Raw genomic sequence first — 15,746 nt, 5'->3', positions numbered from 1 at the left:
TTAGCCAGATGCCAGCAAGCCGGGAGACGAGTCATGCAGGAATGCAACGTCGATATTGCCGTGATCGGGGCCGGCACCGCCGGTCTCAGCGCCTGGCAGGTAGCCAGGCAGTATCATGACCGGGTCGTGCTCATCGAAGGGGGCGAACCCGGTACCACTTGTGCCCGGGTGGGCTGCATGCCGTCCAAGCTGCTCATCGCCGCCGCCGAGTCGGCCCACCAGGCCCACACGGCGGCGGGCTTCGGCATCGAGATAGGAAGTATCGGTGTCAACGGCCGTGACGTGATGGAACGCGTCAGGCGTCAGCGTGACGCCTTCGTCGAGAACGTACTCGAGTCCATGCAGCGCATCGAGCCCGAGAATCGGCTTTCGGGCCACGCCCGCTTCGAGGATCCGCATACCCTGCGCATCGGTAATGATCTTCGCCTGCATGCCCGCGCCATCATCATCGCGACTGGCTCACGTCCCCACTCGCCTAAGGCCTTCGCTCCTGCCGGCGATCGTTTGATCGACAGCGACGCCGTCTTCGAATGGGACGACCTGCCCGAGTCGGTAGCCGTGTTCGGGCCCGGCATCGTCGGCCTGGAGCTCGGCCAGGCACTCAGCCGTCTGGGCGTGCGCCTGCGCATGTTCGGCAAGAGCGGCTCGCTCGGCCCGTTCCAGGACCCGGCACTGCGCGACTATGCCGAACGCACCTTCAGCGACGAGTTCTACCTCGACCCGGCGGCTCAGGTCGAGGCCATCGAGCGGGATGGCAATCAGGTCGCGATCACGTTTCTGGAACGCGACAGTGGGCATCGCTTGACTGAGCGCTTCGACTACCTGCTGGCCGCTACCGGACGTCGACCCAATCTCGACCGCCTCGATCTGCACAACGCCGGCCTGGCGTTGGACGACAAGGGGGTGCCCTACTATAACCGCTTTACCATGCAGTGCCGGCACACTGACGACGAGAACGCCGGCAGCCACATCTTCATTGCCGGCGATGCCAGCCAGGAGCTGCCGCTGCTGCACGAAGCGAACCAGCAGGGGCGCATCGCCGGGCACAACGCCGGCCGCTACCCCGAGCGCCGCGCCGGTCACCGCAGCACGCCGCTGTCGATTGTCTTCACCGAGCCGCAGATGGCTACCGTTGGCCTGAGCCGCGACGAGGCGGCAAACCGTTTCGGCTGTGACAACGTTGCAGAAGGTCAAGCCACTTTCGAGGATCAGGGGCGCGCAGTGGTAATGCGCCAGAACCGAGGCTTGATGCGCCTCTACGCCGAGCACGGCTCCGGCCAGTTTCTCGGCGCCGAGCTGTTCGGTCCGCAGGTGGAGCACATCGCTCACCTGCTGGCCTGGGCGCTGGAGCAGAAGATGGGCGTCGAGCGCATGCTGGAGATGCCTTACTACCACCCGGTACTGGAGGAGGGCCTGCGCAGCGCCTTGCGAGATCTCAGCAGAGCCCTGCTGCAGGGGCCGGCCATGACCGAACGCTGCCTCGAGTATGGCCCCGGTGGGTAGACCACTTCATGGCGAGGCATGGCACCAGCGCGCGCGCCCATCCTGCTTGGCTCGATAAAGCGCCTGGTCGGCACGGCTATAGACCTGATTGGCGGTGGTGTCGTGCCCCTTGGCCATGAGATTGAGGCCGGCAGAGACGGTGACATAGGCATGTGGACCAGAAGGCGCCGGCTCCCCCATAGCTTCAACGCCAGCCAGCAGCCGGTCGGCCATGTCGGCGGCTTGCTCAGGCGTTTCCGTGTGAAAGACCACACCGAACTCCTCCCCACCGAGGCGAAACACGACATCCTCACCACGAGAAAAGACGCTTGAGGCAATACCGGCGAGCCGCTTGAGCAATTCGTCGCCCTTGGGGTGGCCGTAGGTATCGTTGTATGCCTTGAAGTGATCGACATCGAACAGCAGGAAAGCCAGCAGGCGCTTGTCCTCGTCGCGCCGCGCCAGTTCACGCTCGAGTACCTCGAAGAAGGTACGGCGATTGTAGAGTCCCGTTAGCGGGTCATGACTGGCCAGTTCGTTGAGCTGTACGCTGACGGCGCGCAGCAGGGAAGTGGACTGCTTGCGATGGTGGACGTACAGGGCCATCACCGCTGCCTGGAACATCATCACCACGGTTATGGTCAAGGCACCGTCGAGCAGCATGTCACTGTCGCGCAAATTGGGCCCGAACCCCGATGAGAGCAAAATATTGAGCCCCGCCGTCATGAGCAAGGTGCCGGCGAGCCCACGGCGTATATCGTCGAGCAGCAGGAAAGCCAGGGCTGGGTAGATCAGCGGCAAGGTCATCGTCAGTGGATTCTGCGCCCGAGTGAACGACAACCCCAGCAGCCCCAGGAAAAGGAACGCGTGGGTGACGTGTGCTGCCACAGGGACGGAGATGCCACGGCGCAGGCCGATAATGACCGACAGGGCGATCACCAGCCCCGCCGCATCAATGATCAGGCGTCCCGGTCTGGGCTCCAGTACGCCGGACAGAAGCAGCAAAAGGAACAGCCCCCAGATCAGGACGCCGGTGCTCTGGACCAAGTTGAGCAGGGTGATGCGCAAGAAATCGGGGCAGCTCTCGTCAGTGCGCCCGCCCGACGTCATGAGGTCGCGCCAGAAACGGCCGAACACTCCCCTCGGTGGATCGATAGCTTTCGGCCCATGGCTCTCCACCAGGATTCGTTCTGGCCGGTTCATTGATACCTCACGCATCACGATGCCCTCACGACTGGCCTCCCAGCAGGCGAGGCCAGGCACAGAGTATCGTACCGTGGCGTTTAAAGCTTATTCCACTGAGGTGGGGCCCGCCGCTGTCGCGGCGATCACGGGCCTTAGGGGGGGCATGAGCCAGGCGCCAGCTCACTCCTCGAACGCCGAGAGTGCTCGCTCACAGCCCATACCGACCTGCTCGCCGCCGCCCGGGTCGACCCACGGCAGGACTGCCAGGGGCGGCGCGACGAGAGCGCCCAACAGCGACAGTGCACCACGCGCCATCAGCTCCTCGGTGATGACGTTCACCTCCGGATCGCGCAACGTTCCCTTCAGCTCCACCGGCGAATTGCCAGTGAACAGCGTGGGATCCACGTTATGGCCCTGAAAGGCCATGTCCATGCGCTCGGTGGCCAGGTTGATGGCCCCGGCCCCCTCGAAGTGGGCGATCTCCGTGGCCATGAAGAAGTTGGCCAAGTCGGCCAGGCCGTCGTCGGCCACGAAACGCACGTAGGTACACTCCAGTTGCACCTGCTCTTCTCCGGTGAGCGCTGCCACCAAGGCATTAGCCACGTTGAGCGGCAGCAGCTCAGCGGCAATGATATCCAGCCAGCCCCGGGACATGGCCAGCTCCAGCTCGCCATCGAGCCCGGCCATGACCTCATGCATGGAGCGGCCGTGATAGCGGAATTCGCCACGGCCACCGAACACCCCCAGGGTGTCGCGAGCCACATCGGGCAGACCGGCCTCGTCCAGCAGAGCGCGAAGATTGATCTGATCGAGGGCCAACTGCAGGTCGCCTTCCAGCGCTGCCTGGCGTGCCTCCATGACCCAGGAGGCCCTGACTCGTCCGCCGCCAAGACCTACTAGCAGGGGGTCGACTGTCATCACGCCCTGCTCCAGTTCCAGCGCGAGCTCTAGATCCTCGAACGGCACATGCTCCGCCTGCACATCGCTCGCCTCGTAGTCGAGCACGATGTCGGTGTTGCGCAGCGCCTCGAGATTCCATGCCCGATCGGGAAACAACTTCCCCGTACGACGCTCCTCCGCTTCCCATTGCCGCTGCTCGGCGGATTCCGTCTCGCTCGGACCTGTCTTCGGCGACATGCCGAACAGCGGCAGCAAGTCGTCCGCCTCCAACTGTTGGGAAACTAGCGTCGCCCACAGCTTGGGGCGAGCGCCGAAACGCAAGCGCACGTCGCCTGCCACGTCACTATCGCCGAAACCACCGTCGAGTTCGTTAATAGTCAGCAGGTCGTCCTGATAGCGCAGGTAGCCGTTGACCCGGTACGGCGGCAATTCCGGCAAGGCGATGCCCGTCAGTTCGGTGAGTTCCGCCGGACTGGGCCCCTCGAGGCGGAAGTTTCCTTCCAGCGCTTCGAGGGCGAAGGGCTGCACCACGCTACCATCGATCCATAGCCGGGTTTCACCGCTAGTCAGGTCACCGGAAATCGGATAAGGCGTATCGGCATGGGTAAGGTCGAGCAACGGTCCGATCAGCAGGTCGAAAGTGAAGGGTTCCTGCTCGTAGCGTCCATCGCCTATCAGATGGATGCGTCGCCCCTCTACGTTTTCGGTACGAGTGTCGGCACTGAATGAGAGCGTCAGGCCCCAGTGCGGGTTGCGGTAGTCCAGCGCGGTATCCTCGAACAGCAATCCCCCGCCCGTCACGCGAGTGTTCAGGTTGCCATTCAGCGTACCCAGCCGACCGAGACCGAGCGGAGCGAGCGCCGCGGTCAAATCGATGCGATCGAGCTGCGCCTGCAGATCGGCCACCAGGCGCTGCTCTTCCACCTCGAGCCAGCCCTGGACGTTCAGCGAGCGCGGTGTCTCTTCATCGAGCTGCTGCAACGCCTGCAACCGGGCGATAGAAAGCCGGCCCTCCTCCAGGGTCACGCTCACGCTCAGATCGTGAAGGCTCTGGCCGGCATAGTGCAGCCGCCCGAGCGACAGATCGAGATCGGCCTCGAACGCCTCCATACCCTCCAGCACTTGAGCCGCGCGGCGATCCCAGGTCTCCTGCGGCGTCCCGTCCTGTGGCGAGGCAACTTCCTTCTCACTTGTCTCGAACAGCCCCCAGCGATCGAGGTCGAGTGCATCGCCGTCCAGTTCGGCGGCCAGACGGGGAGCATCACGACCAAGATCCAGTGCCAGGCGGCCTTCCAGGCGACTCTCGCCGATACGCCCCTCAAAGGCTTCGACACGGCCTCGGCGCTCTTCCAGCTCCAAGTGCATCCGTCCCTGAAGCTGAACCGAGGCGTCCTGGGCATGCCCCTCTCCGTGGACGTCCAGGCTCAGTTCGTCGACGCTCTCTCCGAGAGTCTCGAAAGCGATGTCGAGGTCGACGTCCCGGGCGGCATCACGATAGAGCAGCCGGCCCTGCTCAATCGCGAACGCCTCGGGCCAGAGCGGGCTTGCCTGTTCCTCGGTCGGCTCCTGGTCGAACAGGTCGCTCACGTTGGTCGTGCCATCCTCGCGGCGCAGCAGGCGGATCTGCGGCCGGATCACGCCAATCCGCTCCAGCTCGAGCTCACGCTGGAGCAGGGCACCCACGTTCAGCGTTACCGCCAGCTCATCGAAGCGAGCCATCGGCTCTTCGGCCCACCGTACGTTGGCCACGCGCACCTCGCTGAGACGCAGGGTCAGCGGCACGCCCCAGTCGATGCCGTGATCAACGATCACCACCTCACGCCCCAGCTGCGCGCTGGCCCGTCCTTCCAGCCAGCCGCGAAACCAGGCGGATTCCAGGAACAGCACCGCGGCTGCCAGCACCAGCAGCACTACTCCCAGCGTTATGGCAACTCTCCGAGTGATTTTTTTCACCCTACCTTCCATGGGTTGTGACAGGACCAGTCTCCTAACCATGGTCAGAGATGTGAAATAGGTCCAACCCTCCCTCGGTCGCCGCGGCAGCGAACCCACTCCGAACCAGCGACACGGCGTTGGCACCGTTAGAGCGATCCGACGAACGATCATCGTCCCTTAGCAAGCCTTCACACTCGCTAACCTGTGCCCGGGCGATAAAGCTTCTATGCTGAAGGCATGGACGTCTCGACCGTGTTACCACGGTTAACAAGGAGAGTCAGCGGGGTGTTCCCTGCCGGAACGGGAGGTTCACATGAAAATCTACAAGCCGGAATGGCACTGCACCTTCACCGTAAACGAGGCCGCCGCAGCATCGGCCGGCTGGCGCTCGAGATTGGCCTGGCGCCTCCGACGCTGGGCCGACAGGCTTGACGGCAAGGGCCGCACGGTAACGATCGAATGCAACATCGAGCCCGCGGTGACAGCCGAAGAGATCGATACCTGCCTGGTCAAGGGGTTTGAGGTTACCCACTCGCTCCTCAACCAACTGGCCCAGCAGGCAGCCTGCGAAAACGTGATGCGGGACGCCAAGGCCGAACTCTTCGAACAAGGGCCGCCGCGCTGACGTCGACGCGGCCCTCCAGGAAGTAACGCGTCAAGGAGCCGACATGCAGACACGCTATTTCACCCTTCGCGACTACCCGCAAGGTATGCCGCCGAGAGAGCTATTCGAACTCCATCACCAGGAACTGCCGGCCCTGGATGAGGGAGAGGTGCGCATTCGCAACACTTGGCTCTCGGTAGATCCCTACATGCGTGGTCGCATGAGCGGCGTCAAGACCTATGTCACACCGTTCGAGCTGAACGCTCCGCTGGAGGGCGCTGCCATCGGCGAGGTGGTCGAGTCGCGTCATACCAGTTTCAGGGCCGGCGACAAGGTCCGCCACATGGCAGGCTGGCGGGACGTGGCCCAGCTCAAGGGTGATGTGCTCGAGCCCCTGCCCGACATGGACGTACCCGACCAGACCTTCCTGGGTGTGCTCGGCATGCCGGGGATGACGGCCTGGACGGGGCTTAACCGCATCGCCCACCTGCGCGAAGGCGACAACGTGCTGGTCAGTGCCGCCAGCGGCGCCGTGGGTTCGCTCGTCGTCCAGCTGGCCAAGGCCAAGGGCGGCACCGTGGTCGGCATAGCCGGCGCAGCAGACAAGCTGGAATGGTTGGAACAGCACGGCATCCACGCCGTGAGCTACAAGGGCAAGGACGCTCGGCAGCTCGGGGACGCGCTAAGGGACGCCTGTCGCGAAGGCTTCGACGTCTACTTCGAGAATGTCGGGGGCGATTGCCTCGAGGCCGCCTTGGACAACCTCAAGGTCGGGGCGCGTATCGCCGTCTGCGGTCTGATCTCACGCTATAACAGCGACACCCCCGACCGGGGACCGAGCAACCTGTCGAACCTGCTGGTGCAGCGTGCCCACATGCAAGGTTTCATCGTCGCCGATCACTGGACCGAGTACCCCCATTTCCTCGAGGAGGTCGGTCCTCGTGTCGCTCGCGGCGAGATCGACTACGAGGAAACCGTCGAGGAGGGGCTGGAGCGTACCCCCGACGCCTTCCTCAAGCTCTTCGAGGGCGCCAATCGCGGCAAGATGCTGGTACGGCTTTGATGGCGGCCCCGTCCTAGCCAACCTCGGTCTCTTCCTTCATCGCGCTCGCCGTTCAGCTTTCTCCCCCTCTTGCCGATAAGGTATCGAGGGGCGCCTTTTCCACTCAGCCGAACGCCCCATACCCTTGGGCTGAAAAGCATGGTACCTATAGCTGAGAGCATGGCGAAACGGCACAGCCCGTGAAAGGTCAGTATAAGTTTAGTATATTAAGCAAGTCGTCTTATCGAAGAAGCGGAGCCGAACATCACGATCGATCATTCATATTCAAGCCAGTACAGGAGACACTCATGCGAGTCTACAAACCTGAGTGGCGGTGCACGTTCAGTGTCAACGAAGGCAAGGAAGAGACGAGCGGCTGGCGAGAGCGCCTGGCCTGGTTCATCCGCAGCCTTGCCGACAGACTGGATGGACGTGGAAGAACGATCAAGATCGACTACGACCTAACCCCTCACCTGAGTCGCGAAGAGGTGGACATCTGTCTCGGCAAGGGCTTCGCCGTGACCCAGAGCCTGCTGACCCAGCTCGCCCATCAGGCTGCCTGCGAAAACGTTATGCGCGAAGCCAAGGCCGAACTGTTCGAGGAGCACCCGCAACGCTGAAACCCTGCTACACGACAACGAACCACGCCCCATTCGGCTATGCCGGTTGGGGCGTCTTTGCATCGGCAGCAGCGACAGCATGCTCCGTTACAAATTTGATGCTGCAACGCAGCAAAAAGCGTCTACGCTGGTGGTGTAGTCCTATAGGAGGGCCACCACATGACACAGACCTACCATGCTGCCGCTCGCTACGACGACGAAGTGCTCCGGTTCTGGGCCGCTCAGGCCAGTGATTTGCAGGCTGCACAAGAATCCCTCTGGCAATATTTCGAGCGTCCACTGACCACTCCAGCTGCAGAAATATCGCACGAGCAGGACTGATCAAAGACTTGTACTCGTCTTCCTTCCAGCCAATTATTTGCTTAGTCAGAAAATAAAAACGCATCGTGGTCGGATTGGCCTGTCGAGAGATCGTATCCTCTGGCAAGGCCTTGGCCGGTCTGCGGGTCAGCGCAGGTCATGGAGGCGAACATGTCGGCAGCAAGTCATCAGGTCCTTGCGCACCGCACCGGAATTCATGGTCTGGTGGCGATGAGCCTGGCGTCGGACCGGACCTTTCCCCGTCACTCCCATGACCAGTACGGCATCGGCGTCATCACCACCGGCGGACAGCGCTCATGGAGCGATATCGGTCGGGTGGAAGCAGTGACCGGCGACATCATCACGGTCAACCCGGGCGAAGTGCATGACGGCGCACCTCTCGGAGGAACCCGGCGAACCTGGCACATGCTCTACTTCGATCCGGCGCTGGTTCGACAGTATGTCGGGGAGCCCGCCTCCCCTATCGCCATGACTTGCCCCGCGCTCAATGACTCGCTGCTTCTCACGCTGATGCAGCAACTGTTTTCTCGGCTAGTCACGGGGTCAGGGGACATTCTCAGCCTCGAGGAAAGCAGTTGCCAACTGCTCGGAGCGGCCTTCACTCGCCATGGCTCGCGCCGCCTGGATAGCCTGCATATTGCCAAGGGCAATATCGCCAGGGTACGCCAGCGCCTCGACGACGCTCCGCAACAGGCCGTCACCCTGAGCGAGCTGGCCGAGATGGCGGGCCTGAGCCGCTACCAACTGCTACGCAGCTTTTCCCGAACACTGGGCATCACACCACACGCCTACCAACTGCAGCGACGAGTGTCGATGGCCAGGCAGTTGATCGCCAACGGCCGTTCGCTGAGCCAGGCTGCCCTTGATGCGGGGTTCGCCGACCAGAGTCACATGAGCCGGGCCTTCAATCGTCAGCTCGGGCTCTCCCCGGGGCGCTATCGCCACGCGCTCAGTCAGCCCCGAGGCTGCAATTTCGTTCAAGAACCGGCCGGCCGATAGCGACACGCTAGCTTCATATCACTATCGGAGCCTGATCATGTCCCTCGAATATCTCTTGACCTCATTGGTCGTCGTCGCATCTCCCGGTACCGGGGTACTTTACACACTTGCCACTGGCCTTGCGCGCGGCGTACGCGCCAGCATTCTGGCGGCCCTAGGCTGTACCCTCGGTATCGTGCCTCACATGCTCGCCGCCATTACCGGACTTGCCTCCCTGTTGCATGCGAGCGCCACGGCTTTTCAGCTCCTCAAGCTGCTGGGAGTCGCTTACCTGCTCTACATCGCCTGGAGCATGCTGAGGACGCGTGCAATGGCGCTCCCTGACACCGGCCAGGCGCCACCTCCCCTGCCGGCCAGGCGCCTGATCGGCAACGCTGTGCTGATCAATCTGCTCAATCCCAAGCTCACCCTGTTCTTTCTTGCCTTCCTGCCGCAGTTTGTCGATACCAGCGAGGCTCCACTGGTCCAGATGTTCGGCTTGAGCCTCGCTTTCATGCTAATGACATTTGCGGTGTTTATCGTCTATGGCGTCAGCGCGGCAGCGGCTCGTCAGCGGGTCCTGGCGCGCCCGCGGGTTCTGGCCTGGCTGCGGCGCACCTTTGCGGCGAGTTTCCTTGCCCTGGCGGTGCGCCTGACGCTAGCGGAGCGCTAGCCCGGCTCGCTGCGCATGGCTACGCTCAAGTCTGGCTCCGGTCTACCTCCGGAGCTCACGCCAACAAGGAAGAAAGCGAGACACGCCATGAACAAGACACTCCCCACCCTGGTCTGCCTGGGTCTGCTGGCCACTGGTCCGGCGTTGGCCCAGGAGTCTACCGCCGATGCCCCACACTGGAATGCTGCCCTGCAGGAAGCCGCACGCCAGGTAACGCTCGGCCCACGCCCGCTCTTCCTGGTCAATGACATGAGCGGGGAAACCGAGCGTGAACGCGAACTCAAGGCCGAACTGCTCGAGTGCGCCACCCGACACACCGACTGGCAGCCTTCGGCGCTTTCCATCGCCCACCGCGGCGCTCCGCTACAGTTTCCCGAGCACACCCTGGAATCCTACCTGGCGGGCGCTCAGGGCGGTGCGGGCATTCTAGAGTGCGACGTGACTTTCACCAGCGACAACGAGCTGGTATGCCGCCACTCCCAGTGCGACCTGCACACCACTACCAATATCGTGGAGACCGAGCTGGCCGAGAAATGCAGCGTGCCGCCGGAGATCGACCCGGAGAGCGGCGAGTTGACCAATGCCGCCGATATTCGCTGTTGTACCAGCGACATCACCCTGGCCGAGTTTCGTACCCTGCGCGGCACCATGGAGGGCGCCAATCAGCAAGCGCGCAGCCTCGAGGAGTACATGGCCGGCACGCCCGGCTGGCGTACCGACCTCTACGCCACGCGCGGCACCCTGATGAGTCATGCCGACAGCATCGCCCTGTTCAGAGAGCTAGGCGTAAAGATGACGCCTGAACTCAAGACCCCCGAGGTGGAGATGCCCTTCAACGGCATGAGCCAGGAGGGGTACGCACAGAAGCTCATCGACGAGTACAGGGACGCCGATGTGGCGCCCGGCGATGTCTTCGCCCAGTCATTCAATCTCGATGACGTGCGCTACTGGATCGAGAATGAGCCCGAATTCGGTAAACAGGCGGTCTATCTGGACGGACGCTACGATCACGAGGGTTTCGACCATGCCGACCCCGACACCTGGTCGCCGAGTATGGAGGAGTTGGCCAGCCAGGGTGTGCGCATCCTGGCACCACCGATGTGGATGCTGCTCGAGGCCAACCCTGATGCCGAGGAAAACGAAAGCCGTCTCGTGCCTTCCGAATACGCCCAGCGTGCCCGTGAGGCGGGTCTCGAACTGATCACCTGGACCCTCGAGCGCTCGGGCCCACTGGCCGAAGGCGGCCAGTGGTACCATCAGACCACAGAAGACGTGGTACGACGCGACGGCGTCAAGCTGGTCACACTCGATACGCTGGTCCAGGACGTCGGAGTCACTGGCGTGTTCAGCGACTGGCCCGCCACCGTGAGCTTCTATGCCAACTGCATGACACAGCGCGACTGAATGCCTTGGCCGGCGGACCGCTCAGGCTGTCTGCTGGCCTTTCGTCCAGTTGCATTGCCAGCCCGCCGAGGTGGCGGACTTAGTGAAATGCAGGGAGCGCACCCACCACTCCCCGTTCTTCTTCTGCCACAATTCGCTGAAGTTCAGGCGATACCGAACCCGATCGTCCTCAACGATTCGCCCCTCTCCATAGATCGATACGACATCGCCCAGGGGCATCAGCTCCAAGACGAGATCCTCAGCCTGACTGTGTCGGCCAAACCAGCGGTCTGCCGCCACGGCTTCGGCAATCTCGCCGAGTTGATCCAGCTTGCCCCGTAGACCCGCTTCATCGATCAGGACGAAGTCGTCGAGCTGCATGTGATCCATCCGCCCGACGTTTCCATCGACATAGGCGGCGTACCATTGCCGCCGGGTCTCCAGCAGTTTTTCGTGCACCATGTCCTCCATAAGCCCAGCTCTTGGACGGGTCCTGCCCGCCGTTGTTTCAGCGAGCTTAGGAAGCTCCCCATACTAGACCAGAGCCACGGAAGTACTATCAGTCATCGGCGCCAAAGTGTGTAAGCCATGGCGTACAACGAAGCAGCGTTGGCCATGCATAGCCGCGACGACCGGCTTAGAGGGCCCCACGAATACGATCGGCGTTCTCCGCCAGCTCCTCCGGTCGCGCCTGGGGCAATCCTTCGAGGCGAATATCCTGCATGGCATCGATCGGTACCAGATGCAGGTGCACGTGAGGGACTTCGAGCCCTACGATCATCATTCCCACGCGTTCGCAGGGAAAAGCCTGCTTGAGCGCCTTGGCCAGTGCCTGCGATACCGTCATGAGATGCGCGCTCAGCTCGCTCGGCATGTCGTCCCAGTGGTCGATCTCCTCACGCGGGATCACCAACAAGTGACCAGGCTTCATTGGATTGAGGGTCATGATGGCCACGCACTGCTCGTCTGACCAAACGAACTCACCGGGCAGTTCACCATGGATGATACGACTGAAGACACTTGCCATTTCGGTTCTCCCTGTCAGGAAAGGCAAAGGGATAGGGTATCGCACGCAGTCTCGTCCGAGCGACGTTTTCAGTCTATTTACTGCCGCACCGAGGCTTGGCCAAGAGGAAGGTCTTGGGTTCTGTCGCTTCCTCTCATGCCAGGAGCAGTCCGATAGGCCCCATGCCGCGACCTCTATCCGCCCGTGTCGCCAAAAGAAGACTCTCAAAAAGCTGATTTTATTGCATTTTCATTAAATGGCGCGATTAGCGTCTCCAATCGGCAACATTTTCACGTATCAACTTAGGCTCCTTCTTCCCTTCCTGCCTCAAGCGTCGCACGAAAGCATTACTAAAACACTGTTTTTAAAAAAGAACGTGAATAATGGCATCATTCTCGCTTACTTACTTGCAACGGCAAGACATAGCGAGTGAGGCAATAGCAAGATTGATCACCGCTCGCCAACTAGGCACTTAGCAGCGTCACGGAGTGACGCACCTTGGGTGAATCCCGGCGAGCAGGATGCATTCGCCTCCACCGGCCTAAGGCACGCTCTTGCGATGAGTTTGCACTATCCTTTAGTTCCCTGCGTACTTGGGCCGCTCTGCGGCCCTTTTTTTAGCCGCAAGATACGCAGCGAGACGCAAGGATGCCGTGAGCGCTAGCTGGTCAGAGTCGCCACCCTGTCTCGGGCATTGCCCAAACGGTTCAGGAATGAGACGAACGCCATGCAGATGAAGCCCAAGTCTCCGCTGAGCAGTTGGACCTCTCTCACCGCTTGTGCGTTGGCGGTTGCCCTGCTGCTGGACGCTGCGCTCTCCCTTAACGGCCTGGTGCCGGATCAGGCAGCGCTCTTCCCTAGTGCTGTCGCATCCCTGGAAGCGGTGGCGACAAACGTGCTGCCTTCCGGAATGGCGCTTGCCGGCTTCGCCAGCGGCATCGTCCTCGCCATGGCCGTGATCATGCTGCCGATGCACCAGATCTATCGCTCCCGCGAAGCTCGGCTGTTGCAGGAGCGCGAGCGCCTTGCAGCGCAGAATGCAAGACTCGTTCACCAGGCCGCCAGTGACGGCCTGCTGGGCATCGCCAACCGCCGCGAATTCGAGCGTGTGCTGAAATTGGAGTGGCGCCGGGCAGCTCGCGAGCGTCAACCGCTCAGCCTGCTGATGATCGATATCGACTGTTTCAAGCGCTTCAACGATACCTACGGCCACCAGGCCGGCGATACCTGCCTGCGCGGCGTAGCCGACGTGCTTCGCAGCGCTGCCGCACGTCCTGGCGACATGGTGGCGCGTTATGGCGGCGAGGAAATGGTGGTGCTGATGCCGCATACCAGCATGGAGGGCGCCATGCGCATGGCCGAGCGCATCCATGCCATGCTGGCAGAGCGAGCCCTCCCCTTCGCCGCCTCTCCCGTCGCACAGCATGTCACCGTCAGTATCGGCGTCTCCTCGATGCTGCCGGTGCGCAATGGCAATCGCTCGGTGCTGGTGCAACAAGCCGATGAAGGGCTCTACGCGGCGAAGGAAGCCGGGCGCAACCGCACGGCGGTCGTACCAAACCTGCGCCTCATTGGTCATGACGAGAAGCCACAGACCTGGACTCACCGCGCCCAGGGAACCTGACCCGGCATACCCCTGGCGCTCCTACCACCCGACCCGATTTCCGCGGCTTGTCACGCCGCTCACCTGCGTCCGGCTCCGGCTCACAACGCAGCACCGAACCGATCAGTGCCCATCGCCGCCCAACGCGACGGCTTCTCCCGTGAACGGAATCGAAGCGCACGAGACAGGTTGCCCTGACCGCCCATGACAGGTAGTATCCGTAACGCTCACCGGCACCTCATCGATGAAAGCGATAACCGCCACACGATAACCTGAGGTAATACCATGGGAGCTCGACTCAAGACGTTGCTCGCTTGTTGCCTGGCAGGATGGGTGGCAGTATCCACCGCCAATGTCCTGGCCCACGAGGCCGAAGTCCAGGAAGAGGGTATCGCCTCCTTCTACAGCGACCGCTTTCAGGGCGCCACCACCGCCAGTGGCGATGCCTTCGATCAGCAGGCCCTGACAGCCGCCCACCCCAGCCTTCCCCTCGGCACCAAGGTGCTCGTGACGCGGGCAGACACCGGGCAGGAAGTGGAAGTGCTGATCAATGATCGCGGCCCCTATATCGAAGGTCGCATCATCGATCTCTCCAAGCGGGCTGCACGCGAACTCGGCATGCTGAGGCGCGGCACGGCACCGGTCATGGTCACCGTGCGATAAGCCTGCGATTCACCTCGACTCGTCATGCCTCTCCGCCTGGGCTTCAGTTTGTCCTGCCTGTGCCGATATTCCCCTCGAAGCGAGCGGCCAAGACCGCCGCTGAGCCCTTCGGTTCCAAATGGCGCAGGGAAACGTAACGATGCATGAATCGATCACACCGGCACTCTCGCCGGGCGACGCCACAGAATCATCGAGCAAACAGGCGCTCTGCAAGCGGCTGGTCATGGCCAAGACCCAACTCGACCGCCTCGAGAGGGATGGCGCCAGCAAGGACCTCACCGCGCTCAGTGCAGCACGCATCGAGTTCGCCCTTGCTTCGCGGGCACTGGCCGACGAGCTGATGGCTCAGGAATCACCAAACGAGCACACCGCCTCCTGATTCGTTCAGCGCCTGGACCGGCGACGATACCCGGTTGCGGATCTTCTGCGACGTCCCCCCGGTCAATGCCAACCACTGCTGCGAGTCTCCTTTGACCGCGGCATTACGCCCCCTTGCCGCTAGACAGCGAATGGCCGGGCGCACTTTCGACAATCGACGCCCTGCTCACTGCCTGTCCTGCACATAGCGTCTCAAGTCGAGCGCATTGCGCGGCGCATGCGCCTTCTGATCGTTGTTGAAGTAGGCATAGACGTCACGGCCATCGTGCAGCAGCTCGGCGATACGCGTTGCCTCGGCCACGAGATACTGACTCGAATAGCTGCCTGCATAGCGCTTGCCATGAAAGCGCAGGTAGGTCCAATCGGCGGTCATCACTCGAGGATGCTGCTCCAGCATGTCATGCAGGCACAGCGCCGCGCCGTGGCGACGCAGAACTTCATACACTTCGTCGTTGAGCCAGTCAGGATCGCGCAGCTCGACGGCCCAGCGATACTGCTTCGGCGCCTCGGCGAGAAAAGTGTCCAGCCGCTCCGGCCGTGCCTTCCAGTTGGGTGGCAGCTGCACCAGGATCGGGCCCAGACACTCGCCTAGCCGCCGTGCGGCCTCGAGGAAGGTACCAAGGCTCTGCTCTGGATCCTTGAGACGCTTCATGTGACTGCCGTAGCGGCTGAATTTAAGGGCGTATTCAAAGCCGGCTGGCGCTGCCTCCTTCCACTTGTCGAAGGTGCCTGCCTGGGGCAGGCTATAGAAGGTGTTATTGAGCTCTACCGTATCGAACCGCTCGGCGTAATGGCCGAACCACTCGTCCTGGGTCAGCGCTTCCGGATAGAAGCGCCCCTGCCAATGGCGATACTGATAGCCGGATGTACCGATGCGTAGCCGTCCCTGGCGCTTGCGCTGCGTGGTCTGGTTCATGGATCCCTCCATGCGACGCAGATGAATGTCCCTCCAGTGTGGCAGCTATCTCGTGCG

The 15,746-nt window shown here is 62.3% G+C and carries 16 protein-coding genes; 11 read left to right on the top strand and 5 right to left on the bottom strand.

The window, feature by feature from the left end; all coding sequences use genetic code 11:
* Nucleotides 1–33 precede the first annotated feature (33 nt).
* Nucleotides 34–1,503, top strand: coding sequence for a dihydrolipoyl dehydrogenase (locus KPL81_RS05745; RefSeq protein WP_219791030.1), 1,470 nt, complete (start codon nt 34–36; stop codon nt 1,501–1,503).
* Nucleotides 1,504–1,509: 6 nt separating this feature from the next.
* Here the strand turns inward: KPL81_RS05745 and KPL81_RS05740 are convergent, their stop codons facing one another.
* Together KPL81_RS05740 and KPL81_RS05735 are read right to left on the bottom strand one after the other, a co-directional pair.
* Nucleotides 1,510–2,685 carry a GGDEF domain-containing protein gene (locus KPL81_RS05740; protein ID WP_219791029.1) on the bottom strand — a complete coding sequence of 392 codons (1,176 nt, stop codon included), beginning with the start codon at nt 2,683–2,685 and terminating at the stop codon, nt 1,510–1,512.
* A gap of 162 nt (nt 2,686–2,847) precedes the next feature.
* Complete coding sequence (locus KPL81_RS05735) at nt 2,848–5,520, bottom strand: AsmA family protein (RefSeq protein WP_219791028.1); 2,673 nt, start codon at nt 5,518–5,520, stop codon at nt 2,848–2,850.
* Nucleotides 5,521–5,815: 295 nt separating this feature from the next.
* Here KPL81_RS05735 and KPL81_RS05730 point away from each other — a divergent pair, with 295 nt between their 5' ends.
* The 7 genes from KPL81_RS05730 (at nt 5,816) to KPL81_RS05700 (ending at nt 11,144) form a co-directional block, all read left to right on the top strand.
* The gene (locus tag KPL81_RS05730) at nt 5,816–6,127 is read left to right on the top strand and encodes a hypothetical protein (protein ID WP_219791027.1); all 312 of its coding nucleotides are present in this window, start codon (nt 5,816–5,818) and stop codon (nt 6,125–6,127) included.
* 43 nt (nt 6,128–6,170) lie between these two features.
* Entirely contained in the window at nt 6,171–7,169 is a 999-nt protein-coding gene (locus KPL81_RS05725) for an NADP-dependent oxidoreductase (RefSeq protein ID WP_219791026.1), read from the top strand.
* Nucleotides 7,170–7,456: 287 nt separating this feature from the next.
* A complete protein-coding gene (locus KPL81_RS05720) occupies nt 7,457–7,768 on the top strand; it encodes a hypothetical protein (protein ID WP_219791025.1) in 312 nt (103 codons plus the stop codon).
* Nucleotides 7,769–7,927: 159 nt separating this feature from the next.
* The gene (locus tag KPL81_RS05715; RefSeq protein ID WP_219791024.1) at nt 7,928–8,089 is read left to right on the top strand and encodes a hypothetical protein; all 162 of its coding nucleotides are present in this window, start codon (nt 7,928–7,930) and stop codon (nt 8,087–8,089) included.
* Between the two features lie 150 nt (nt 8,090–8,239).
* The gene (locus KPL81_RS05710) at nt 8,240–9,088 is read left to right on the top strand and encodes an AraC family transcriptional regulator (protein WP_240549069.1); all 849 of its coding nucleotides are present in this window, start codon (nt 8,240–8,242) and stop codon (nt 9,086–9,088) included.
* Nucleotides 9,089–9,125: 37 nt separating this feature from the next.
* Nucleotides 9,126–9,740 carry a LysE family translocator gene (locus KPL81_RS05705; RefSeq protein WP_219791023.1) on the top strand — a complete coding sequence of 205 codons (615 nt, stop codon included), beginning with the start codon at nt 9,126–9,128 and terminating at the stop codon, nt 9,738–9,740.
* A gap of 87 nt (nt 9,741–9,827) precedes the next feature.
* Nucleotides 9,828–11,144, top strand: coding sequence for a glycerophosphodiester phosphodiesterase family protein (locus KPL81_RS05700; protein WP_219791022.1), 1,317 nt, complete (start codon nt 9,828–9,830; stop codon nt 11,142–11,144).
* Between the two features lie 21 nt (nt 11,145–11,165).
* On the opposite strand, the gene KPL81_RS05695 is transcribed toward KPL81_RS05700, so the two are convergent.
* The gene (locus KPL81_RS05695; protein WP_219791021.1) at nt 11,166–11,594 is read right to left on the bottom strand and encodes a nuclear transport factor 2 family protein; all 429 of its coding nucleotides are present in this window, start codon (nt 11,592–11,594) and stop codon (nt 11,166–11,168) included.
* Between the two features lie 166 nt (nt 11,595–11,760).
* Nucleotides 11,761–12,150: an HIT family protein gene (locus KPL81_RS05690; RefSeq protein WP_219791020.1), complete on the bottom strand. Its 390-nt coding sequence runs from the start codon at nt 12,148–12,150 to the stop codon at nt 11,761–11,763.
* A gap of 706 nt (nt 12,151–12,856) precedes the next feature.
* Between KPL81_RS05690 and KPL81_RS05685 the strand changes: the two genes are divergently transcribed.
* From KPL81_RS05685 to KPL81_RS05675, 3 genes are all read left to right on the top strand, one after another.
* Nucleotides 12,857–13,753: a diguanylate cyclase gene (locus tag KPL81_RS05685; protein ID WP_219791019.1), complete on the top strand. Its 897-nt coding sequence runs from the start codon at nt 12,857–12,859 to the stop codon at nt 13,751–13,753.
* A gap of 264 nt (nt 13,754–14,017) precedes the next feature.
* Nucleotides 14,018–14,395, top strand: coding sequence for a septal ring lytic transglycosylase RlpA family protein (locus KPL81_RS05680; RefSeq protein WP_209476244.1), 378 nt, complete (start codon nt 14,018–14,020; stop codon nt 14,393–14,395).
* 139 nt (nt 14,396–14,534) lie between these two features.
* Nucleotides 14,535–14,774: a hypothetical protein gene (locus KPL81_RS05675; protein WP_219791018.1), complete on the top strand. Its 240-nt coding sequence runs from the start codon at nt 14,535–14,537 to the stop codon at nt 14,772–14,774.
* 165 nt (nt 14,775–14,939) lie between these two features.
* Here KPL81_RS05675 and KPL81_RS05670 read toward each other — a convergent pair whose 3' ends face one another.
* Nucleotides 14,940–15,689 carry a DUF72 domain-containing protein gene (locus KPL81_RS05670; protein WP_219791017.1) on the bottom strand — a complete coding sequence of 250 codons (750 nt, stop codon included), beginning with the start codon at nt 15,687–15,689 and terminating at the stop codon, nt 14,940–14,942.
* Between the last annotated feature and the right edge of the window lie 57 nt (nt 15,690–15,746).

The organism is Billgrantia antri (assembly GCF_019430905.1).
Classification (GTDB): Bacteria; Pseudomonadota; Gammaproteobacteria; order Pseudomonadales; family Halomonadaceae; genus Halomonas; species Halomonas antri.
The sequence above is the reverse complement of the archived record's forward strand: the minus strand, read 5'-3'. Positions and strand labels throughout refer to the sequence as shown.